Source organism: Bartonella phoceensis, assembly GCF_902825145.1.
Lineage (GTDB): Bacteria > Pseudomonadota > Alphaproteobacteria > Rhizobiales > Rhizobiaceae > Bartonella > Bartonella phoceensis.
On sequence record NZ_CADEAD010000001.1, the window covers coordinates 338,960 to 363,479 of the forward strand.

General features: G+C 37.0%; 17 protein-coding genes. 5 read left to right on the forward strand and 12 right to left on the reverse strand.

From position 1 onward, the window contains the following. Positions 1-20 precede the first annotated feature (20 nt). The 5 genes from J7R07_RS01575 to J7R07_RS01595 all read left to right on the forward strand — a co-directional run bounded on the left by J7R07_RS01575 (position 21) and on the right by J7R07_RS01595 (position 8,150). Positions 21-707 carry a response regulator transcription factor gene (locus J7R07_RS01575; RefSeq protein WP_208435176.1) on the forward strand — a complete coding sequence of 229 codons (687 nt, stop codon included), beginning with the start codon at positions 21-23 and terminating at the stop codon, positions 705-707. Next, positions 704-2,086 carry a sensor histidine kinase gene (locus J7R07_RS01580; protein WP_208435177.1) on the forward strand — a complete coding sequence of 461 codons (1,383 nt, stop codon included), beginning with the start codon at positions 704-706 and terminating at the stop codon, positions 2,084-2,086. Before J7R07_RS01575 ends, J7R07_RS01580 begins: the two co-directional genes overlap by 4 nt. Positions 2,087-2,184: 98 nt before the next feature. Further along, positions 2,185-5,109, forward strand: coding sequence for a bifunctional [glutamine synthetase] adenylyltransferase/[glutamine synthetase]-adenylyl-L-tyrosine phosphorylase (locus J7R07_RS01585; protein WP_208435178.1), 2,925 nt, complete (start codon positions 2,185-2,187; stop codon positions 5,107-5,109). A gap of 591 nt (positions 5,110-5,700) precedes the next feature. Further along, positions 5,701-6,525, forward strand: coding sequence for an outer membrane protein (locus tag J7R07_RS01590; RefSeq protein ID WP_208435179.1), 825 nt, complete (start codon positions 5,701-5,703; stop codon positions 6,523-6,525). 1,091 nt (positions 6,526-7,616) lie between these two features. Then, positions 7,617-8,150 (forward strand): methylated-DNA--[protein]-cysteine S-methyltransferase, encoded by a 534-nt coding sequence (locus J7R07_RS01595; protein WP_208435300.1) that lies wholly within the window; start codon positions 7,617-7,619, stop codon positions 8,148-8,150. Here the strand turns inward: J7R07_RS01595 and J7R07_RS01600 are convergent. From J7R07_RS01600 to J7R07_RS01655, 12 genes are all read right to left on the reverse strand, one after another. Further along, positions 8,137-10,458: a sensor histidine kinase gene (locus J7R07_RS01600; RefSeq protein WP_208435180.1), complete on the reverse strand. Its 2,322-nt coding sequence runs from the start codon at positions 10,456-10,458 to the stop codon at positions 8,137-8,139. The two genes, J7R07_RS01595 and J7R07_RS01600, sit on opposite strands and share 14 nt — an antisense overlap. A gap of 287 nt (positions 10,459-10,745) precedes the next feature. Further along, positions 10,746-13,373, reverse strand: coding sequence for an aminopeptidase N (gene pepN / locus J7R07_RS01605; protein WP_208435181.1), 2,628 nt, complete (start codon positions 13,371-13,373; stop codon positions 10,746-10,748). Positions 13,374-13,451: 78 nt separating this feature from the next. Continuing rightward, positions 13,452-14,279: a uracil-DNA glycosylase gene (locus J7R07_RS01610; RefSeq protein WP_208435182.1), complete on the reverse strand. Its 828-nt coding sequence runs from the start codon at positions 14,277-14,279 to the stop codon at positions 13,452-13,454. Positions 14,280-14,693: 414 nt separating this feature from the next. After that, positions 14,694-15,452, reverse strand: coding sequence for a hydroxymethylpyrimidine/phosphomethylpyrimidine kinase (locus J7R07_RS01615; RefSeq protein WP_208435301.1), 759 nt, complete (start codon positions 15,450-15,452; stop codon positions 14,694-14,696). Next, positions 15,443-16,048 (reverse strand): thiamine phosphate synthase, encoded by a 606-nt coding sequence (locus J7R07_RS01620; RefSeq protein ID WP_208435183.1) that lies wholly within the window; start codon positions 16,046-16,048, stop codon positions 15,443-15,445. The genes J7R07_RS01615 and J7R07_RS01620 overlap by 10 nt, the downstream gene beginning before the upstream one ends. After that, positions 16,045-16,818, reverse strand: coding sequence for a thiazole synthase (locus J7R07_RS01625; protein WP_208435184.1), 774 nt, complete (start codon positions 16,816-16,818; stop codon positions 16,045-16,047). The genes J7R07_RS01620 and J7R07_RS01625 overlap by 4 nt, the downstream gene beginning before the upstream one ends. Before the next feature lie 4 nt (positions 16,819-16,822). Further along, complete coding sequence (gene thiS / locus J7R07_RS01630; RefSeq protein ID WP_208435185.1) at positions 16,823-17,020, reverse strand: sulfur carrier protein ThiS; 198 nt, start codon at positions 17,018-17,020, stop codon at positions 16,823-16,825. A 3-nt stretch (positions 17,021-17,023) separates the two neighbouring features. Further along, the gene (locus J7R07_RS01635; RefSeq protein ID WP_208435186.1) at positions 17,024-17,974 is read right to left on the reverse strand and encodes an FAD-dependent oxidoreductase; all 951 of its coding nucleotides are present in this window, start codon (positions 17,972-17,974) and stop codon (positions 17,024-17,026) included. A gap of 4 nt (positions 17,975-17,978) precedes the next feature. After that, positions 17,979-19,805 (reverse strand): phosphomethylpyrimidine synthase ThiC, encoded by a 1,827-nt coding sequence (gene thiC, locus J7R07_RS01640; RefSeq protein WP_208435187.1) that lies wholly within the window; start codon positions 19,803-19,805, stop codon positions 17,979-17,981. 1,904 nt (positions 19,806-21,709) lie between these two features. Continuing rightward, positions 21,710-22,504 (reverse strand): heme ABC transporter ATP-binding protein, encoded by a 795-nt coding sequence (locus J7R07_RS01645; RefSeq protein ID WP_208435188.1) that lies wholly within the window; start codon positions 22,502-22,504, stop codon positions 21,710-21,712. After that, a complete protein-coding gene (locus J7R07_RS01650; RefSeq protein ID WP_208435189.1) occupies positions 22,501-23,598 on the reverse strand; it encodes a FecCD family ABC transporter permease in 1,098 nt (365 codons plus the stop codon). Before J7R07_RS01650 ends, J7R07_RS01645 begins: the two co-directional genes overlap by 4 nt. 5 nt (positions 23,599-23,603) lie before the next feature. Next, positions 23,604-24,506 (reverse strand): heme/hemin ABC transporter substrate-binding protein, encoded by a 903-nt coding sequence (locus J7R07_RS01655; protein WP_208435190.1) that lies wholly within the window; start codon positions 24,504-24,506, stop codon positions 23,604-23,606. Positions 24,507-24,520: the final 14 nt, after the last annotated feature.

Below are 24,520 nucleotides of genomic sequence, written 5' to 3' on the forward strand. Positions count from 1 at the left end.
GAATAACGGAGATACGTTTTATGAAGATACTCGTTATCGAAGATGATTGTGAGACGGGGCGTTATCTCGAAAAAGCTTTTTTGGAGGCAGGACATTCAGTTGATGTTGCCTATGATGGCGATACCGGATATGCTTTAGCTGAAACAGAAAATTATGATGTTATGGTTGTTGACCGGATGCTTTTACATCGTGATGGGCTTTCTATTATTTCTGAATTGCGTGCTAAAGGCAATGAAACACCCGTTCTCATTCTTTCAGCTTTAGGGCAAGTAAATGATCGTGTGACGGGTTTGCGTGCGGGGGGCGATGATTATTTAACAAAGCCTTATGCTTTTTCTGAACTTCTTGCGCGTGTTGAAGTGTTACAGCGGCGTAAAAATCCTAAAGAAGCAGAAACGGTTTATTGTGTAGGAAATCTTGAGCTTGATCGTTTAGCACATACAGTGAAACGAGGTGAGAGAAATATCGTATTGCAACCGCGAGAATTTCGTTTACTTGAATATTTGATGCGATATGCTGGACAGGTTGTGACACGCACTATGCTTTTAGAAAATGTTTGGGGTTATCATTTTGATCCGCAAACAAATGTCATTGATGTTCATATATCCCGTTTGAGAGCAAAAATTGAAAAAGACTTTGATGTCCCTCTTCTGCATACAGTGCGTGGGGCTGGATATATGTTGAAAGCACCAGATAACAAAAAATGAATCGTCTGATCAATATAATGCGCACAACTGCGGTAAGGCTTTCAGCACTTTATATTTTATTGTTTGGGTTAGTTGCAATAGGGCTTTCCATTTATATGACAGCTTTTTCTGCTTCGTTGTTAATGGAGCAAACGGAGCAGGCTTTACATGAAGAATTAAGATATATTGAAAATGCTTATAATTATGGTGGGCTCTCTTTATTAATACGCACTATTGATTATCGTTCACGGCAACCAGGAGCTTTTCTTTATCTTGTTACTGATCCTATGGGGCGCATTTTAGCAGGCAACGTTGCGCGTATTGAATTAGGTCTTTTGAAGCATAATGGTTTTATTGCAAATTCTTTTTTGTATTCACGTTTTGGAGAACATGGCAAAACAAGTGAACACCGTGCTTTGGCAATTGTTGTTGCTTTGCCCAATGCTATGAAGATTCTTATAGGGCGAGATTTGGATGAACCAGAACGTTTTGCAGCAGTTATTCGTAAAGCTGTCATGATTGCTCTTGCGGCAATGGTTGGAGGGGCTTTACTCATATGGTTTTTTGTTGGTAGACGCGCATTACAAAGGATTGATCATGTCACAGCTGCATCACAGCGCTTAATGGATGGTGATTTCAGTGGGCGTTTGCCTATTTCTGGAGTAGGTGATGAGTTTGATCGATTGTCTGCTAATCTTAATGTTATGTTAGATCGTATTGAAGAATTAAATGTTGGTTTGCGTCAAGTATCAGACAATATTGCTCATGATCTGAAAACACCGCTAACACGCCTTAGAAATCGTGCTGAAGAAGCGCTTTCTGTGCAAAAGACAAAGCTTGAATATCGCCAGGTACTTGATGCTGTCATTGCTGAATCAGATCAACTTATTCGTACCTTTAATGCGATTTTAATGATTTCACGTATTGAAGCTAGCAGTGCAATTGAGCATCTTGAGGTTATGAATATGAAATTGATCCTTGAAGATGCCGTTGAAATTTATGAACCTTTTGCTGAAGAATCAGGTATTTTACTTCAGTTAGGAGATACATTTGATAAAGAGCTTAAGTTAAATCGTGAGCTTATTGCGCAGTCAATTTTTAATCTGATTGATAACGCGATTAAATATGCATCTGAAGATGGAAGGAAGACACAGGTTTGCTTATCGATGGAATATCGTGATGGACATGTGTTAGTTGTTATCAGCGATAATGGTCCAGGAATTGCAGCCGGTAAACGTGAAAAAGTAACAGAACGCTTTGTTCGCCTTGAAGAAAGTCGTACACAGCCCGGTTTTGGTATTGGTTTAAGTATAGCAAAAGCTGTTATGAAACTTCACGGAGGTGAGTTATTACTTGAAGATGCAAATCCAGGGCTTAGGGCTGTTTTATTATTTCCCTAAAAGATGTTTTTGCTGCATTACTTGAAGAGCTATAATTATTTTTCCTTAGAATATAATGCAATAGAAAAAAGATGAAATACTTTTCTAGGGGAGTATAGATGAAAAATGCTTTTTTAAAAACAGAGCTTCTCTCTTTATGTCCACTTGATGAGAGTGGTTTTCAATGGCTAAGAAACCTTGAAGAACAAGCGAAGCAAGAAAATTTAGAGTCGCTCGTTTCCATCATTTTAGAGAAGGGAAAGCAAATTGAATTTATAAGTGCGGTCATGACTTTATCTCCTTTTTTGCGTGAAGTTTTAATTGCTAATCCATCTTATCTTAGTCCATTATTGCATATTGGTATAGAAACAAGATTGAGCGAAATTATAGATGATATTTCTCTCATTGATAAAAGTGAATCCATACATGAAACTTTATTGATGGCTGCTTTAAGATGTAAAAAAAGAGAAGCACATGTTCTCATTGCTTTAGCTGATTTGAGTGGCGTCTTTACTTACGAAATTTCATGCACTTGGTTAACACGTTTGGGGGAAGCTGCATTAGGTGTAGCGCTGCGTTTTCTTTTAAGAGAAGCGCACGATCATGGTAAGATAAGTTTGTTGAGCCGTGATGATCCAGAAAAAGACTGTGGTTTAATCATTTTAGGAATGGGAAAATTGGGGGCAGGAGAACTGAATTATTCTTCTGATATTGATCTTATTGTTTTCATTGATGAAATGTCACCTCATATTGGTGATCTTTCTGAGAGTGTTGATGTATTTTCTAAAATGGTACGCCGATTGATCCGTATCATTCAAGAGCGTACCGTGGATGGATATGTTTTCCGTCTCGATTTTCGCCTTCGACCGGATCCAAATTCAACCCCTTTGGCCTTACCAGTAAGGACTGCGTTGCGTTATTATGAAGGACGTGGACAAAATTGGGAGCGGGCAGCTATGATTAAAGCACGTCCAGTTGCTGGTGATAAGAAGGCTGGCTTTAACTTTCTTAAAGAGCTTTTTCCTTATGTATGGCGGAAATATTTAGATTATGCTGCTATTGCTGATATCCATTCGATCAAACGTCAAATTCATGCATATAAAAATTATGGTCAAATTGCTGCTTATGGCCATAATGTAAAATTAGGGCGTGGGGGTATTCGTGAGATTGAGTTTTTTGTCCAGACACAACAACTCATTGCTGGTGGGCGTTTTCCTCAATTACGTGGTCGCCAGACAGTTGCAATGTTAACAGAACTTCACAAGCTTGGTTGGATTAGTGAGAGAACGAGAGATAGCTTGATAAAAAGTTATGTTTTTTTGCGAAATGTGGAACACCGTATCCAAATGCTTGCAGATGAACAAACGCATATTCTTCCAAACGATGTTTCTCAATTCACAAGTGTTGCATATTTGATGGGCTATCAAGAGAAGAGCAGTTTTATCCGTGATTTATTAAAAACGCTTCAGGTTGTTGAAAAGCATTATGCAGCGTTATTTGAGAACGAGCAAGAACTTGGTTTAGAAATTGGCAATTTAGTTTTTACAGGAGAAGAGGATGATCCAGAGACATTGATAACATTAAGTCGTCTAGGTTTTGAAAGAGTGAGTGATATTTGTCGTATTATGCGTACACTCCACTGTGGGCGCTATAAAGCTACGCAATCTGCCGAAGCGCGTGAGAGATTAACGGAATTGACTCCAGCACTTTTAAAAGCTTTTGGCGCGACAAAACGGGCTGATGAAGTGATGTTGTGTTTTGATAGTTTTTTACAAGGTTTACCTTCTGGAATTCAACTTTTTAGTCTTTTACAGTCCAATCCCTCTCTTTTGGATATGTTGGTGCTTATCATGGGAGCTGCTCCACGTCTTGCAGAAATTATTACACGCAAACCACATGTTTTTGATGGGATGTTAGATCCGACTATTTTTTCAGAATTGCCTACAAAGGCTTACTTAGAAAAACGGCTTGAATGTTTTCTTGAGGGTGTTTCTTCTTATGAAGAAATTCTTGATAATTTAAGGATTTTTGCTGATGAGCAACGTTTTTTGATTGGTATTCGGATTTTGAACGGAGCAATTACAGGAGAAAGAGCAGGCTTTGCATTTACTGCACTTGCCGATCTTATGATTGCAAAAACGTTTGCTGTAGTTAAAAAGGAATTTTCTCGTCTTCATGGCAGTATTAAAGGAGGACATGTTGGCATACTGGGTATGGGGAAATTGGGAAGTCGCGAATTAACTGCTGGTTCGGATGTTGACCTTATTTTGCTTTATGAACATGATGAGGATGCTGAAATATCTGATGGAGAAAAACCTCTCTATATTCCTCAATATTATACCCGTTTGACACAGCGTTTGGTTACAGCTTTATCTACTCTTACAAGCCAAGGTGTTCTTTATGCCGTTGATCTAAGATTACGGCCATTAGGCAATAAGGGGCCTGTTGCTGTTTCTTTTCAATTTTTTAAGAACTATTATCGCGGGCAAGCGTGGATATGGGAACATCTTGCTTTAACACGAGCACGAGGCATCGCTGGGGATTCTGATTTTTTGCAAAAGTTAGAAAATGAAGTTTGTACAATTATTGCTTTTCCTCGTGATAAGAAGAGTGTTGCAAAAGCAGTATGTGAAATGCGTACTTTGATTGAAAAAGAAAAACCGCCAAAAAGCCGATGGGATTTAAAAACGATGCTTGGTGGTATTATGGATCTAGAATTTATTGCCCAATTTGCTGTTATTACGCATGTGATTGATTTTCGGATTGGAGCAACTACAGAGAATATTTTAGCGCATTTACCGAATAGTTTTCTTAATCAGTCATTTATTTTTGATTTACATCATGCCTATGGTCTCTATACGAATTTGAGCCAAATTATGCGGCTTTGCTTAAATGATTTTCTCGATCCTAGTGATATGCCACCTGGATTAAGTGATCTTTTATTAAGCAGTGTTGGAGAGCCTGATTTGCTTCGTATTGAAAAATTGATTGAGGAAACTAGGCAATCAGTATGTTCAATTTTAACACATATAATGAAACATTAAGGGTATTTCATGATTTTCTCATATTATCTTTTTATGTTTTATTTAATTGTGTATTTCAGAGAACTAGATGGTGAACGTTGTGCTCGGTTGGGTTTTTCATGTGGATTCAAAGAATTACTATTCTCAAAGAGCTCATTCTAAATTTTATTGTTTGATTCAGACAGATAAAATGCGCTTTTTTACCTTTTGGTAGCATGATACTTGTTCGCTGGCTTTTCCTAGTTAATGCATATAATGGTACGATATCGCTTATCTATAAAGTATATTAAATTTAGAACATTCATGAACTGAGAGATTCTACAAAGTTTTTTCAGAAAAAAATGGGCAAGGATAGCTTACTGCATAAATTTATAAAGCACATTACGAAATTGCAATCCTATATCGCTTCTTTCTATAGCTATAGCGGAAGTATACTGAGAAGAAAGTCTCTCTTAATTAAACTATTATAACATATTTCTTCCAGGCTTTTTTGGATTTTTAAATAGAGATTTTATTTTTTGGGTTATTGTATCATTTTTGCTACAGATTTTTTAAAAAAAATATGAAACTATTTAAATGTTATGTGTCACATTAGCTTTTAGGGGAGCAATTATGACTACAAAATACTTAATCACAACGTCTATTTTTTCTTTAGCTTTAGTTTCTGCAGTACGAGCAGCAGATGTTAATATACCAGAACATCCGGTGCCTATTGTTGCAGCCCCTGCTTTTTCTTGGACAGGCTTTTATCTTGGAGGCCAAATTGGTGGTTTTTCCGGTAAAACAAGTGCAAATTATTTAGCAGATAAGGCTACAGGGAAATGGGATCCAGTTAAAAAGGAATATTTACCTAAGTTGTCTGGTTTTGTCGGTGGTATTTATACAGGTTCGAATATTGATATCGACAATGGTTTTATTATAGGTATTGATACGGATATAATATGGTCTGGCCAAAAGGATACAAGGGATATTGATTCGCCAAAAAAAGGTCAAACTGGAAAACCAAGAGTTTCAGAAGAAACAACTCTAACAAATCCTCATGATGATCATGCAGCAGCTTCTACTAAAACTGTACAGCATACTTTAAAACAAAAGTGGTCTGGTGCTACGCGAGTACGAGTTGGTTTCTCTGCTGATCGTTTTATGCCTTATGTTGCTGGAGGTGTTGCTTATACGCAGCTTCGTAGTATTTTTTCTACCAAGGCATCTGATGTCCCAAAGGGAGAAGTTGATTTTTCTGACTGGTTGCATGATGAAAAAAAGACGATGATTGGTTATACCTTTGGAGGTGGTTTTGATTTTGCAATGACTGATAGTGTTATAGTGCGTGCGGAATATCGTTACTCAGATTTTGGTAAGAAAAAGTTCATACATGACAAAATTGAAATGAGCTATAAAACGAATGATTTTCGCGTTGGTGTAGCGTACAAATTTTGAAGTATTGCAAAATTAAATGATTTTAAAGTCCCATTTTTGAATGGGGCTTTTATTTTTCATAGATGTGCTGAAAAATATTTTTTTAAGGAGATAGATATCATCTTATGTAGAATATCTTGAACAGCGGTTCTTCCTATTTTTATGTTATAAAATACTTTACTTGAGGTACAAACAAGAACACAAATACAGAAAATTTTAAGATAATAAGCGTATATTCAAGATATCGCTCAACCGATAGCATAAATAAATATAATTTGCAAAGATAAATGAACAAAAAAGGTCTACATCGTACATTTTAAAACGTCATTGAAGAACTGATTTGAGTATTTTGTGATTTGTAATAGACATAATATAGGATGATATTGTTGAAATATATAATATAAGTATTTTTATGAAAGTGCTTGATAAGCAAACAGTAGAGAGAAATTCGAAGCAATAACCGAAACGGAGAAAGCGTAATGATCTCTTACGCTCTTAAAATAAAAGCTATAGTTCTTCATATTAGGTGCGAGAGCAGCAAATGCAAATGATATTTTCTTACTTCAATTTTTATGAAAAATAAAAAAATCAATTACTTGCGTATCGTAAGAGAGGGAGATGTATAAATAAAACCTGTTTTGCAACAAGTTGAATACGGTTTATAGAACATTTTAATGCAAAATTCATCACACCATTTTGGAATGAGAAAATATAATTATAATTACTGGTTGATTATTCCATAAGTGTAAGATATTGTAGTACACAATAAATTGTGTGCTTGTATTCTCGGAGATTTTTTTATATCCTCTATATCGTGCAGGTTAATCTTTTCCTATCAGAAGATAAACATTTTTTTGAGATTTAGGTAAAAGTATCTGCTGAGTTTATTTTAATATACTAAAATTATAGGTTTTAAGATGGTCATACATTTGATTTTTTATAATCTATTAAGATTCAAATATAAAAATATTAGGTCTTTTTATTGTTTTCTACATTACCCTATTCCATAAAGTAGGTAAAGAATAATTTTATCGTACCTTATAAAGAGGGCAGTGAGAAAAATTTCTTTCATTTATGGTGTTCAAATCTTGAGAAAAAATAAAAAAGGAAAAATGCTGAATATTCCCCAGCAGAGAATATTTTGTCTGAAAAATGTCTCAATAGGAGGGCTTTTGGTGGCAAAGTCCCAAGAAGGGATCTGTAATATAGCGTTAGGAGATACGACAGAACAATTATTACAGGAATTTACAGGTCGTTTTGCTGATGTAAAACAAGTGGATGATGATCACATCTTTAAAAGAGAAATTGCATATATTGTAGCAATGATAGAAACGCCTAAGTTGGTAAAGAAACATGATTTCTCCTTGGATATAAGTAGTACGGTCTTTCAACAGAAAGTATGGAGGGTATTATGTGAAGTGCCATGTGGTGAAACAATTTCATATCAAGCATTAGCACAACGTATTGGTATGCCAAAAGCTTTTCGAGCTGTTGCTCATGCATGTGCGCGTAACGAATTGGCACTAATCATTCCTTGTCATCGCGTGGTACAAAAGAACGGTTTTATCTCTGGATATCGTTGGGGTATTTGGCGGAAAAAGATTTTGTTACAACGGGAAAAAATGGGGAAATTTAACTTTGCTTAATTGGCATTGTAATGGTTACAGTTGTACCTTTCATTTCTTTAGAGATAATTTCAAGTTTTCCTTTATGTAGTTGTAGCAAAGAGCGCGAAATAGCTAGTCCAAGACCTGATCCAGTATGGGTTTTCGTGAGTTGATTTTCAACTTGTTCAAAAGGCTGTCCGAGTTTTTTTATTGCTGATTGAGGAATGCCAACTCCTGTATCTTTTATTTTACAAACAAGGTTGTTTTTTTTCTTAAAAGCGCAGATATCAATTCTCCCACCAGAAGGTGTAAATTTAACAGCATTTGAGATGAGATTGAGGAAGATCTGTTTCATAGCACGACCATCAACTTCTGCGTGGAGTTCTGGAGCAATATTGGTTGTAACAGAAATATTTTTTTCTTGGGCCTGTGGAGTAAGTGTTCGTGTGGCTTCACTGATGATGGGTCCAAGATCAATATTTTTACAATCGAGGGTAAATCTTCCAGCTTCGATTTTGGACATATCAAGAATATCATTGATAAGGGTTAAAAGATGGGTTCCTGAATTATAAATATCATGCATATATTCTTTATAGCGTTGCGAGCCAAGAGGTCCAAAGGTGGATTGCAACATGATATCTGAAAAGCCAAGAATGGCGTTAAGTGGAGTGCGCAATTCATGGGACATATTGGCTAAAAATTCTGATTTAGCTTTATTAGCACTTTCAGCGCGTTCTTTTTCTTCTTTCAGACTTTTATTAAGTTTTTCAACTTCTGTTGCACGTTGTTGAGCATTTCCTCGAGCACGTTTGAGTTCTTGAATGAAAGAAAAAAGACGTCTTTCACTGTCTTCAAATTTTTCCTGTTGTTGTTTAAGTTCAGAAATATCTGTACCAATGCAAACAAGTCCTCCATCTTGGGTGCGTCGTTCATTAATTTTGAGCCAACAACCATCTGCAGTTTGGCGAATACTGGTTAAGTTACCAGTACCGTCGTCTTTGAGAGGATACTCATTAATTGCGGGGCGGGCCATAGCTTCGACAGTTGCACGTTGAATTCCTGATTGTAAAACCTGTTTAGGGATGGCTGCATATTCGCAAAATTTGCTGTTAGACATAACCAGACGTCCTTCTGAATCCCATAATACAAAAGATTCTGAAATATTTTCAATCGCATCGCGGATACGAAGATCGGCTTGTGCTGTTTCTTCCGCAAGTTGACGCTGCTCACTAATATCAAAGGCAATACCCACCAAATGAGGCTCTTCTTCATCTGTAACTTCAGCACGAATGCGCATCCATACATAATGACCATCAGCATGAAGCATGGGGACATTAATATCAATATGCTTTTTTTTACCGCTCATCAATTCCTGAGCAAGATCAAAAAAATTGGTATCATTGGGGTCAATAATGGCAGTAATTTGTGAAATTGAGAGCAATGCATCTTGAGGCACATAACCGAGCATTTCATAAATTGCCCGTGACCAGTAAACACGTCCGCTTGCCATATTCCAATCCCATAAACCACAGTGTCCACGTATCATTGCCATATCAATGCGGTTTTGGGTTTTTTCTGAAATCAGATTTGTATTGCGCGCTCTTATAATTTGATTGTAATAGGCGTAGAGGAGAGCTAAAATAACACTACTTGTTCCTATGAAAAGGGTCATATTTAGCGCAAAAATTTTGCGCCATTTCATGTAGGTATGTTGCGTTTTTTCGCTGATGAAGACGCCATATTGTCCATTTTCTGTTTGCTGAAAGGAAGCGAGAGCAGAATCGTCTTTACCTATTGTGATTTTCATAATTCCAGCATGTTGTCCCAAAGATTGTAAAGCGATACTATCAGAGGTAAAATTCTGTAAGGGCTTTCCTAAAATAATCTCTGAATTGGATGCAGCCAGGACATCGCCTTTTCGATCAACTATGGCAATAACAGTGTTGGGATTTATAAGACCTTGATGACTAAAATTGGTAAGAATATTTTGTAAATGGGTATGAGAAAGAGTAATGACTTTTCCTCCTTGATTAGTGGCAAGTAAGTCACGATCAATTGTATTGGTAATATGAGAGGCTAAGAGAGTGAGAGTAGAATGTGTATTTTTATCAATCGTATGGCGCCAATCATAGATTGATATGAAACGAATTGCTGCTAGCACAACAAGAAATATAATAATGACAAATGGAAGTGAACGTCGCAGCCAAGGTTCAGTAAAGAGAAATTTTTGAGAGGCTGGGCCAGAAAACAGATTGATATGCTGTGTTTGCGCTTTATGATTTTGAGCGCTCGATTGGGAATCAGCATATATCTCCGTTGGCGCATTATATGCGTCCAATTTAGCCATTTCTCGTTCCTTTAATTACAGAATAATATATTTTAAACACTGCTTCGATATTCATAATAACCCGATCGAGTGCAATGAATCAAAACGGGAGTCCTCTGTCCAGTCTTTTTTTAGAAAAAATAATTTTAGTTTTATTGAATGTGGATTATGGAAATGAAAAAAAACCTTAAAATGATCTATAAATAGGTTTCAATAACCTGTTTATGTGCTTAGTGTTCTCGTTTAGCATGTTGATATTATTTTATATGAAATATTATAATATATTGATTAATAAATATTTTTTTATTTTAAGCAAGAAGACGATTTATGATATCAGTGACATCGCTTGATAAGTGAGAAGCTTCTGCAATTGTTTTTAATGCAGTTTCAAATTTTTGCTGCCGAATGGGTTCTAATTGTCTCCAAGAACGCATCATAGTGAGTAATCGCGAAGCAAGTTGTGGATTTTTTTTGTCAATTTCCAAAATGATTTGGCAGAGAAAATTATATGATGCACCATCAATTCTATGAAAACCCGTTAGATTATGAGAGGCAAAGACACCAATCAAAGCTCGTACACGATTGGGATTATCTTGTGAGAAAAGCGGATGCTGCATAAGTTTTTGAACACGACCAAGTGTTGATGCTCCTGCAACCATTGCTTGAATGGAGAACCATTTATCCATGATCAAAGGATCATGCCGATATTGGTTTTCAAAGTCATTTAAGGCATTTTTCGCCTGCTCACTCTCGTTAAAGCGCTGTACTAAGATTGTTATACTGGCTATACGATCGGTCATATTATTCGCTGTTGCATATTGTGTAGCAGCCCGATTTGGCCGGGCTTCGACAATGGACAGATAATCTAACATAATATTTCGTAATGCCCGTTTTCCAGTTTGTACAGTAGTTGGTGAATAGGGTTCATTGGTTTCCATTTGTATATAAACTTTTGTGAAGAGCTCCTGATGTGTATGTGCGAGTGAAGTTAAAAATTGGTTGCGCACATGGTGAATACGTTCTGGATCAACATTTTTGCCGATTGTATGGGCCAGTTCAATTTCGCTTGGTAAACTTAAGCAAAACGCACGAAATTCCGGCTCAAGGCTTTCATCCGTAAGGATATTTTCAATCAATTTTAGCAAAGTAGAGGGCATTGCCTCGTTTTCTTGTGTTTTATTTTGAATAGCTTGAAGCAGGGCTTGTGTCATCAAGCGGTTAAGCGACTGCCAACGATTAAGCTGATTGCTATCATTTTGTGCAAGAAAGATGAGTTCACTTTCATTGAACGGCGTTTGTAGATTGATAGGCGCAGAAAAATCTCTAAGTAGTGATAAAACAGGTTTTTCGCTGAGCCCCCTTAATGCGAACGTTTGGTTTTCCTGGGATAGAAGCATAATATCTGATTGAATATCTGCATCAGCCTCATAAGTGAGAGATTCTCCGTTGTGTCCTAAGAGACCAAAAGCGATAGGGATAAGCATAGGCTTTTTTGTGCTTTGCTTTGGTGTTGCTGGAATATGTTGTTTTGCATGAATTGTGAGAACACCATCACTATAATGATGGTTCATTTCCACATTGGGCGTACCTGCTTGTTCATACCACAGCATAAATTGTGAGAAATCTTGATGAGAGACTTCAGCAAAGCAGGCAATAAAATCTTCAATTGTACAAGCTTGCCCATCATGACGTTGAAAATAGAGATCCATTCCTTTGCGAAAGAGAGTAGGGCCTAAAAGGGTATGCACCATGCGCACAACTTCTGCACCTTTTTCATAAACGGTTGTGGTGTAAAAGTTGTTGATTTGGCTATATTGACGAGGCCGTACAGGATGGGCAAGTGGACCAGAATCTTCAGTAAATTGCATAGCTTTTAATGTTTTTACATTTTCAATTCTCTGTAAGCTACGTACATTTTGATCTGAGGAAAATTCTTGATCACGGTAAACAGTTAAGCCCTCTTTTAAACAGAGTTGAAACCAATCACGACAAGTAATACGATTACCCGTCCAGTTATGGAAATATTCATGAGCAATAACGCGTTCGATATTTCTATAATCATGATCGGTTGCTGTTTCAGAATCCGCAAGAACATATTTATCATTAAAGATATTAAGCCCTTTGTTTTCCATAGCACCCATGTTAAAGTCGGAGACAGCAACAATATTGAAAACATCAAGATCATATTCGCGTCCAAAATGTTGTTCATCCCAACGCATAGAACGTTTCAGAGCATCCATTGCATAGGCTGCGCGTCTGGTTTTTCCTTTTTCCACATAGATACCAAGTTTGATACGCCGACCAGAGATGGTGATAAAATGGTCTTCTAACTTATCAAGATCACCACCAACTAAAGCAAAGAGATAAGATGGTTTAGGATAAGGGTCTTCCCAAATGGCAAAGTGACGATTATTCTCAAGAGTTCCTGTTTCTACGAGATTTCCATTGGAAAGTAAGATGGGGATTGTTTGAGAATCCGCTTCAATTTTTACCCTGTAAGTAGAAAGAACATCTGGGCGATCATAAAAATAAGTAATACGACGAAAACCTTCTGCTTCACATTGTGTACAATAAACACCATTTGAAAGATAAAGTCCCATGAGTTGGCGGTTGCTTTCAGGGTTCAGTTCCGTCACCAATTGCAATGTAAAAGGAGCTGCTGGTGGAGTTGTAATTTCTAAACGTGAAGGGGTGGCTTTATAAGCATCCTCAGACAATGTTTCGCCATTGATAGCGACAGAAACTAATCTGAGCTCATCACCAGAAAGCACAAGAGGTATTAATTCTTTTGTATTGTGACACGGTTCTATAGACAATATAGCTGTAACAAAGGTTTTTTTTGGTGCCAAACGAAAGTGCAACTGTGTTGTAGGGATAGCATAAGGAGTTGGTTGATAGTCTTCTAAACGATAAACGGGAACCGCTAATTGTTGCATAATTTTTCCTATTCGTATTTTTAAAGTTAAAGAATTGCAAGAATGTTTATGTTTTGAAGCAAGGGTAGAATTAAGGGGTTACAAAAGGCTATCCAAGCGATTTTTTACTTCTAAAAAGTCTATCCATGTAAGCTTTTTTTGGCTAGGAGTTCGGAGAAGATAAGCGGGATGAAAAGTTGGCATAACAGGTATTTTAATGTTATTTTCGCTTTCATAAGTGAACCATTTCCCCCGTGTCCTTATAATGCCATTTTGAGATCCCGTAAGAAACTGCATCGCAACTCCTCCCAGTGCTATGAGGATACGTGGATTGGCTAAATAAATTTGTCGTTCGATAAAAGGGCGACATAATGCGACCTCTCTTGATGTTGGTGTACGATTTCCTGGTGGACGCCAGGGAATTGTGTTGGCTATGTAAACATTCTCTCTTGTTAAACCAATCGATGCGAGGATTTTATTAAGCAATCTGCCCGCTTTTCCTACGAAAGGAGTTCCCTGTATATCTTCCTCTCGTCCTGGTGCTTCTCCTATGAGCATGAGCGGACTACCCGCTGTTCCATCTGAAAAACAGGTATTTTTTGCCGTTAATTTTAACGAACAGTCATTAAACGCGAGGAGAGCAGATTTTAATTCATCAAGTGTATTCGCCCTTTTTGCACTCTCTACTGCTAAAGGTTCCCCTTGCATGATACCAGGATTCGACAGTGGACGATTATCTCGCTTTATGGTTGGTGATGTTTGTTGATGACAAGAAATATTTGTTGTCTGTGTTGATTTTTTTTCTGAGCAAATAGACTGATTAAAGTGGTCAATAGGTGAATCTGTCAGAACAGCATCTGCACCACTTTCTTTATAAAAGTTTAAGAGTTCTTCATATGAAATTAAGCGCAGCGTTTGGTTTAACATTTTATCTTTTCTGATGATCTATTGACTATGAATAGACCAAACAACATTATTCTTCAAGCTTTTTGATGTTATTTATTCATAATTTATGTCTGAAACAATAATAAGCTCTTTTTTTGACAAAAAAAGAGAAACTGTAAAATGAAGTTACTCTCAATTTTATGCACTTTGTCGATGTGTTATCTTATCCGTCAAGCTATACATATACAAGATAAGCCTATAATAAAAAAAATTACCAAACGCGTATGGTATAAATTGAGAGATTCCAGCAATTATATGGTAAATTTATAAACTAAAAAACAAAATTTTATATTACAATTTATTATAATGCAAACAAAAAAATCTATATAAATCTCAAACTATAGTAAGAAGTTTTAATCATATGTTTTAATCATATTATGAAGTAATATGAAGTTTTTAGGAACATTTCTGTTTGTTATTTAAAAGTAATGTTTGAATATAGGCTTTTGCATTTTTTATGGCTTGAGTCATAGGTTCATTCAATGCCAAATGTGCCGCAATAGCGCTTGAAAGAATACAACCTGTTCCACGCATTGTTCTTGTTAAGCGCGGAGTAGAAAGATTGATGATTTCAGTTTTATTAATAAAGCTATCCGTTGCAATGGGGCCTTCTGCATGACCACCTTTTATCAAAACAGAGCGTGGACCAAATGATAGGAGCTTTTTTGCTTGTTCTATTGCTTGCTTATGACAAGATGCTAATGGACTTTGGCTGAGAAAAGCGAGTTCTTCTCTATTAGGTGTTAAAAGGTCGACGTGAGGAAGAAGTTTGTTGATCATAATTTCTATGATTTTTTCCGTTGTCAGTTTTCCCCCTGATGAGGCAACAAGTACAGGATCAAGAATAACCGGAATATGGGGATAGTCTTCTAAAACATTACAGATTGCTGCGATAATTGATTTTGTTCCTGTCATACCGATTTTTATTGCGCTTATAGGATGAGCCTCCAAAGCTATACGCATTTGCGCGGCAACGAGTTTTTCACTCATTGGCACAATTTCAACAACGTGGTTATCATCTTGTACGTTAACACAGGTGATGGCTAAATTTGCTTTTATTTGAAAATGTGCAGCTGTTTCTATGTCACGAGTAATACCAGCGCCTCCTGTTGGATCAGTTCCTGCTATAATAAGAATAGAAGGTATCAACGCCATGCTTGTGTTATCTTTATCCATTGTTGAACACGTTCTTTAGGCTTTTTGTGAAGAATAATATCCGTTACAACAGCAACACTATTTGCTCCTGCGCTTAAAACACCAATTGCACGCTCTGGTGTTAAACCACCAATGCCCACCAAAGGTAAAGTACCAATCTGCTTTTTCCATTGTTTGATTTTTTCTAGTCCTTGAGGTTGCCATTTCATTTCTTTTAGGATTGTTTGATAAATAGGACCAAGGGCAATATAGTCAGGATGAACAGAGAGTGCGATGTCCAATTCCTGTTCATCATGTGTGCTAAGACCAAACTTTATACCGTTTTTACGAATTGCGGAAAGGTCAGCATTGCTTAAATCTTCTTGCCCAAGATGAATAAAATGACATTTTTCATTAATTGCTATTGTCCAATAATCATTAATAATTAATTGTGCTCCCAATTTATCACAGATGTTTTTTGCACGCCTAATATGTTGAATGATCGTTTTAAGATTTTCATTTTTCATACGTAATTGTACAAGCTTGACGCCAAGAGGAACTAAACGTTCAACCCAATCTGCGCTATCAACGATGAGATAAAATGGATCCAGTTTCATAAAAATACAGCTTTTCCGATAACTGGTGTTGAAGGAACGGCTATATCGCGTGCTTCGAGAATGCCTGCTCTATAGCCTATACGCCCTGCTTGAACCGCTTTAGAAAATGCTTCAGCCATTAAGACAGGGTCACCTGCTTTCGCAACTGCAGTGTTAAGAAGCACTGCATCATAACCAAGCTCCATAGCAACAGTGGCATGTGATGGGCGTCCAATACCGGCATCAATAACAAGAGTAACATCAGGGAGATAGGCACGAATAGAACGCAATCCATCAGTGTTATGAGGACCTTTGGCGGATCCAATAGGGGCACACCAAGGCATAATGACTTGGCATCCAACGTCCAAGAGCTTTTCAGCAACAATGAGATCATCTGTTGTATAGGCGAAAATTTTGAAACCTTCACTGTCTAAAATTTGTGCTGCTTCGATTAAGGAAAAAACATTTGGTTGTAAGGTATCAGGATTACCGATAATTTCGAGTTTAATCCAAGAAGTTTTAAAGAGATCTCGTGCGAGTTTTGCTGTTATAATAGCTTCCTTAACAGTATAACAACCAGCAGTATTGGGAAGAACTGTTATATCTAATTCTTTAAGAAATTGCCAAAAGTGTCCCCCTTGTTTTCCCCCAGCAGTTTCTCGGCGCAATGAAACTGTTACAATTTCTGTACCGGATTTACAAATAGCATCACGAAGAATTGCTGGTGAAGGATATTGCGCTGTTCCTAACATAAGACGAGAAGAAAATTGACGTCCATAAAGATTCAGCATAATTTTAGCCTCCCTGCATTGGGCTTAAAATCTCAATTCTATCCCCTTCATGCACGATAAATTGGTTTCGTTCCTCTACGGGAACAACTTCAGCATTAACAGCGGTAGCCAGCCAGTTTCCTTCATAGCCCAATTCTTCAAGCAATAGATTAAGCGTGATGACTTCTGTTTGGATTGCTTCACCATTGACAAATATTTTCATGTTTTATTCCAATACTAATTTCATTGCGCGTTTCGCCATTTCTGGAGATAAAAGAAAACCATGTCTATAAAATCCATTAATAGAAATACGGTTACCATATTTGTACACGGAAGGGAAGTTATCAGGATAGCATGGTCGTATACCAACGCCAGATTCAATAATTTCTGCTTCTGCGAAAGCAGGATGCAAGGTATAAGCAGCATTGAGTAATTCCATCATTGACCTGACCGAGATGGCACCATCAAAATCACTTTCAATCATTGTTGCACCAATCATAAAAATATTATTTTGCCGGGGCACAATGTAGAGAGGAATGCGTGGATGAAGGAGGCGAATGGGGCGAGAAATTTTAATATCCGTGCTGCGTACGAGAAGCATTTCACCGCGTACGCCACGTATATTTTTATCCTTTCCTAAACGCGCTATTCCAGTTGCATCGACAACAATATCAAAATTTGTTTCAGATGTTTCTATATCAACAAAACGTGCTCCATTGTTTATAAGATTTTCCTTTAAAGCCATAAGTGCTGCGCGAGGGTCAAGATGTGCTTCATTTTCATAGAAAAGTGCATTGTTAAAGCATTCCGCAAGATCTGGTTCAAGTTGAGCTATCTCTGCACGGTTTATAGTTTTATAATTGTGTGTGCGCATTGCAAATCGTTCAAGTTCTACCTTGTCTCGTGTCGGTGCAATAACTAAAGTACCTTTTCGGATGACAAGATTGGGGAGTGTTTTTTGCCACCAATCTATGGCTTCTATACCAAGATCTTCAACAATTTGTTTTGTACTTTCTCTTTCACAGTAAGGTGCAAGCATTCCTCCCGCATACCAACTGGCAGTCCCTATAGGAGAATGAGGAGGAGCCGATAGAGTAACAGAAATACCTTTTTTTTGTAACATAAAGGCAACTGTTAATCCGCCCACACCTGCACCTTTGATAAGAATGTTTTTCAACTGTTTACCCTCTTTTTTGAGCTGGAAGAGCCTCTACATAAAGATCACCATGCTTTTGATATTCTTTAGCCATAGCAACCATACCTTCATCTTTTGTTTTTCTTATTGCTACTGTCTCGCGAATATCATGGGAAATACGCATGGAACAGAATTTCGGTCCACACATGGAACAAAAATGTACCAATTTATGGGCTTCTTTAGGCATGGTTTCATCATGAAGAGTACAGGCTGTTTCTGGATCAAGAGAAATATTGAATTGATCATGCCATCTAAAATCAAATCGTGCCCGTGAAAGAGCATTATCGCGCAATTGTGCCCTGGGTAAGCCTTTGGCAAGATCAGCAGCATGTGCGGCAATTTTATAAGTGATCACGCCAGTTTTAACATCATTTTTATCGGGGAGCCCTAAGTGTTCTTTAGGCGTTACATAACACAACATAGCTGTTCCAAACCATCCAATCATAGCGGCACCAATTGCCGAGGTAATATGATCATAACCAGGGGCGATATCAGTGGTCAGGGGGCCCAAAGTATAAAAAGGTGCTTTGTGACAGAGATCTAATTGTTGTTCCATATTTTCTTTAATTTTGTGCATTGGGACGTGTCCAGGTCCTTCAATCATAACCTGTACGTCTTTTGCCCAGGCAATTTTTGTTAATTCTCCTAAAGTCTTAAGTTCGGCAAATTGGGCTTCATCATTTGCATCGGCAATAGAACCAGGGCGCAGTCCATCTCCTAAGGAAAGAGAGATATCATATGTGCGTGCAATATCACAAATTTCATCAAAATATTCATAGAGAAAACTTTCTTTATGATGATGAAGGCACCATTTTGCCATAATTGAACCACCCCGTGAGACGATACCTGTTATGCGATCAATAGTGAGAGGAATAAATGGTAATCTTAATCCCGCATGAATGGTAAAATAATCAACACCTTGTTCTGCTTGTTCGATAAGGGTATCACGAAAAATGTCCCATGTTAAATTTTCGGCAATACCTTGTACTTTTTCGAGTGCTTGATAAAGAGGAACAGTTCCAATTGGAACCGGTGAATTTCTAATAATCCACTCACGAATATTGTGAATATTACGCCCTGTTGAGAGATCCATAACCGTATCTGCTCCCCAACGAATGGCCCAAACCATTTTATCAACTTCTTCTGCCATGGATGAAGTAACCGCTGAATTGCCAATGTTAGCATTAATTTTAACACGGAAATTACGTCCAATAATCATTGGTTCACATTCTGGATGATTGATGTTTTGGGGAATAATAGCGCGTCCGCAGGCAATTTCATTACGGACAAATTCGGCAGTATAAACTTCTGGCATTAATCCATTCAATGGTTCATTAGATTGTGCTTTTTGCTGATCTTTTATTGTTAGTCCTTCATTTTCTCGTATAGCCACATATTCCATTTCTTCGGTAATAATGCCTGCACGTGCATATGCCATCTGTGTAATGGCTTTGCCATTTTTTGCTCGTAAAATAGGTCGCCTTTTTTCAAAGGTTGGGGTAGGGGAAGTATGAGAGGTTAATCCATTATCTTCAGGTTTAACTGATCGTGCAGGATAAGATTCAGTATCAGCGCGTCTAGAGAGCCAAGGTAAACCAATTGCTGGTAAGCCTTTTGTAATATCAATCATCATATCTTTATCGGTGTATGGGCCGGAAGTATCGTAGATGTTTAAAGGCTCCTCACCGCTGCCATCGGTCAATAAAATCTCACGCAGGGGGACACGTACATCAGAAAAGAAGGGACTTTGTTGATAAATTTTACGTGAAGCAGGAAAGGGGTGGCAACGGATTGATGGAATCTTTTTTTGCATAAATTTTTTCCTCATAAACACATAGTTCAAAAATAGGTAGCGATGTTAAGGAGGGGAAATATATTCAAATTATCAATCATGTGTGCTTGAATGAAGTGGTGTATATAATATTGCTTTTATACCAAAACACCTGAGAGAAAAATCAAGAAACTTTATTGAAAAATTGATAGCATGATCCCCCACTTAAAGAACTTTTATTTGTAAGACCATGGTTGGCTTAAATGTTTATATTGTCAATCGCAAAGATATGTTTTTAACGATTTTTATATATTTGTTAGAAAGAATAGCAGGTATTATAAAGTAGATAATGATAATATTAAAATTTTTTATAAGGAAAGGATAAAAGAAAAATTTATTACTAAAAAGGTGGGATTTATACTTAGAACTTCCATTAATTTTTATTCTTCACTTTTGTATAAAAGGGCATCACACTATTTTCTATTTAGCGAAAAGTGCTTTGAGTTGTGATACTTTTTTTCCTAAAATTATGGCACGTACTATTTTGTTGCGTATTTTTTTAATCTGTGTGCTCATTTTTTGTTATCTGCTCGGTTGCAAACTTTTAAAATATATCATCAAAGCTATGTGAGGTAAAAATCTTACTGCTTTTATCACAGATGACTATTTTATCTCCAATAGGAACAGAACAATATGAGATTTTATAGCTAGCTTGGCTAAAATAGAATAACATTTGTTTGGAATTTGTTGTTTTGTTTTTAAATGGATAGTATTTTTGTATATTTTTTAAAGAAGTTGTGGTTAAAGTTGTTGCGAATGCTGATAATAAAAGCAGCAATGAGGGTTTGATCTTAGTTATAAGCGTGGCAAGGGTATATTTCTTTGTACTTACTAATTGCAGAAGTCATTTTTCAAGAGCTTTAGAGAGATAATGAAATATACGAAATTATGATTGTCAGGTTGAGGGATCGTCGATGAGATTTTGAGGCAATCGCATAGTTTTTCAATTTTTAGATTCCGCTCATAATATCGTGAATTCGATAATCAGAGGTGTTTTTCTGTATTGGTTTAATAGGGCAGAATTGGCTATTAAAACAGTTTGCTGAAAGTTTATTCTTGTATTTTGTTATGAGCAAGGAAAATTCCTAATAATTGCAAGGCTTTATTTAGAGTGATTGATCGCTTTTGCAGAAAAAATCTATATATAATAGAAGATGTAAACAATCAATCGTGCTAAGTGTTGAAGAACAATGGGCAATTATAGCGGGTCGATTTTTGAAGATCGATAATGCGTATTTTGTAAAGGGTAGCGCGCAGATTTATGTTTTTCAATTTATGGAAAGCGGTTGAATATATCCTTCAGGTTTTATGGAGGTACGTGATAAATCATTATTATATTGAGGATATTTATTTCCAAATTAAAGGATTTTATTCTCAAATTAAGTTGAAACGTATGAATTTACTCTATTGGATGCTTTCTAATCTATAGGGCACCAGACTACGAATAGGCAGCACAAAAGGGTGATGGTATTGATCTGAAAAAATTCTTCAGGAAAAAACTTAATGAAACGAAATATATATCAAGAGGTATCTGCGTGTAAAGAAAAACATGATGGGTTGTGTATGGAAGCCAGAAAAAATTTTTAAAATTTGTTTGATACGAAGAATAATTGCTATTGTTATATATCTCATGAAAATAAGACATGCGAGCACAAGAAGATCTTGAATGTTTCTATTAAGTAAAATCTTGAAGGTTCGTGAGAATAGGCATTTTTCTGAGTTTCTGTGGAAACATGAGTCTTCTTTCAAGAAATGACCATATTATGATACAAAAGAGAATTCATTTAAAAATGAAATGACTCAGGAATATATCTGTGTGTTTTATTTTTTATATATTTTAAAGCTTTGATTTATGCAAACAGCTTCTTAAGAAAGTACGTGCTATTTCATGGGCATGATGCTGTTTGAGGCAGTATAAATGGAATATCTGCTTTAGGTAATTCAGAAACGATTAAAGCACAGTTGTAAACATCATGTAGATTTTGTGTTGTCAAGACGGTAGAAGCACTACCCTGGCAGTAAATTTCTCCTTGTTTTAGTAATATCATTTTATCCGCATAATGTGAGGCGAGGTTGAGATCATGGAGAACGGCAAGAACGCTACCACCACAACGGGCATAATTTTTGGCAATATCCATAACAACAAGCTGATGTTGAATATCAAGGCTAGCAGTAGGTTCATCTAATATCATCCAACGAGAAACTCCATGATAAACTGGGTCCCATATTTGGCAAAGAACACGTGCAAGTTGCACCCTGGCCTGTTCTCCACCTGATAATTGGTGATAGTATCGATCGCCATAATCAGCAAGACCGACGCGTTCTAAAGCTCTTTGAATAAGATCTTGTAGTTCAATTTTGGAAATGGTCAATAGGCTTACAGAGAGACCAAGTGCAACCACTTCATGGACTAAGAATGGAAATGTTAGCATTGTTGATTGCGGTAGCACTGCGCGCATCTTCGCCATTGTACAGTTTTTTGTTTGGCTAACATCATAACCATTTAAGGTCATTTTTCCACTATAAGAAAGCTCCCCACTTAGCGCTTTGACAAAAGTACTTTTCCCAGATCCATTAGGACCAATAATGACGGTAAGAACCCCACTTTTAGCGTGAAGGTTAATATTGTTAAGAATCTGCTTTTTTCCGCGTTGAACGCTAATATTGATTGCCTCGATCATGAAAAATTAATTCCTCTTTTGCATATGAGGATCCAAAGAAAAAAAGGGGCACCGAAAAGCGCTGTCACAATTCCAATCGGTAATTCTGCAGGGGCGACAATTAAACGTGCAAAGGTGTCAGCAAAAATAAGCAATGCTGCGCCCAAAAGCGCAGAACAGGGAATAAGATAACAGTGATCGGGACCAATCAACTGACGTAAAATATGTGGAACAACAATACCAACAAAACCAATGCCACCACTAACGGCAACGGCACTACCACACATAAAGGCAACAAGGAAAATAGCAATATTTTTAATCCGTTGAATATGGAAACCAATATGGCCAGCAACAGCTTCTCCAAGAGCCATAGCATTAAGCGCTCGTGATAAAAGAGGTGAAAAAAGAAGACCAATACAGATAAAAGGGAGAATAAGCCAAACTTTCAACCATGTAGCACCAGCAAGAGAGCCAAGATTCCAAAAAGTAATATCACGTAACTGTTGGTCATTTGCGACAAAAATAAGTGTTCCCACAACAGCACTGCTTAAAGAAGCAAGAGCAATACCTGCAAGAAGCATTGTTGCAATAGAAGTAAAATTATGATGTGTTGCTATTGTATAAAGAACAATTGTTGAGAGAAGACCACCAAAAAAGGCGCCTATGATAACTTTATAAGGCTCTAGAAAAGGTGCCAATGAAACTGGAAAAGTAATCCCGATAACAATTGCTAAAACAGCGCCAAGGCCTGCACCTGCTGAAACGCCTACAATTCCAGGATCTGCAAGAGGATTACGAAAAAGTCCCTGCATAAGAACACCAGAGACAGCTAAAGATGACCCAATTAGTAACCCCAAAAGAACACGAGGAAGTCTAATGTCGACAAGTATAAGATAATCACGCGTTTTACTACTCATTGAAAAATCTTGCGTAAGCATTGTGTGAAAAAAACCAAAGAAAGAAACATCCGAAGCACCATTCAAAAGTCCATTAAAAATACTGAGGATAAGGAATATGATAAGACTTAACAATACAACCTTTCTCAAATTTGCGCGGTTTACTTTTTTCTTCTCTTTTGGTTCAGATTCATACACTATAGATGGACTATCTCCCATATTTATCAGCTCTTACCATTTTGGTTTGCACCATAAAATATATTAATAAGTTCTCTCGATGCATCTCCAGTGCGTGGACCAAATCCTAAAAGATACATAGCATCCATCTGTTTAATAGCATGATTTTTTGCTGCATTTGTTGCTTGAACTGCTGGTATAGCCAAAACCTTCTCAAGAGCAGTTGATTTTTCACCATAATTCGCAAGTAAAATAACATCAGGATTTGCTTCCAATAATGCTTCACTATTTAGGAGTTTATATCCTTTATAATTAGTGATGGCATTGATGCCACCTGAAAGTTTTATCATGCCATCAGCAGCTGTACCGGTTCCAGATGCCATAATGCGCCCATTTTGCACAGATAGAATACAAAGAACGCGCTTTGGTTTTGTCACTTTTTCCAAAAGCACATCATTATCTACAAAGTTACGGCTTAACTTTTTAATGAGTATATCTGCTTGCTTTTCTCGATGAACGGCCCTGCCAACGATACGAACTTTTTCTAACACACTTTCACGAGAGTAGTTTTCGGGCACGATGATTATAGGAATCGAAGTTTTTTTTAGAATATCAATCGTTGAAGCAGGGCCACTGCCTTCAATAATCAATATACCCTCTGGAGCACGTGATAAAACACCTTCAGGTGAAAGAGCACGCATATATCCAAGCACAGGAAGTTTGAGTGCGTCTTGTGGATAAACACTTGTACTGTCACGAGCGACAAGCTGATCTTGAGCTCCTAATTCATAAATAATTTCTGTAAGAGAACCACCAATAGAGACGATCCGTGCATTTTCAGAGAAGTGCGCTGTAGGTTCAGCGATCACTTGTTGAGAAAAAGTAGAAAAAAAAAGCAATATAAAAACAAAAAGGATGCTTAGCAATCTATGCAAAAAAAGTGTAATCATACCCTAATTTACCT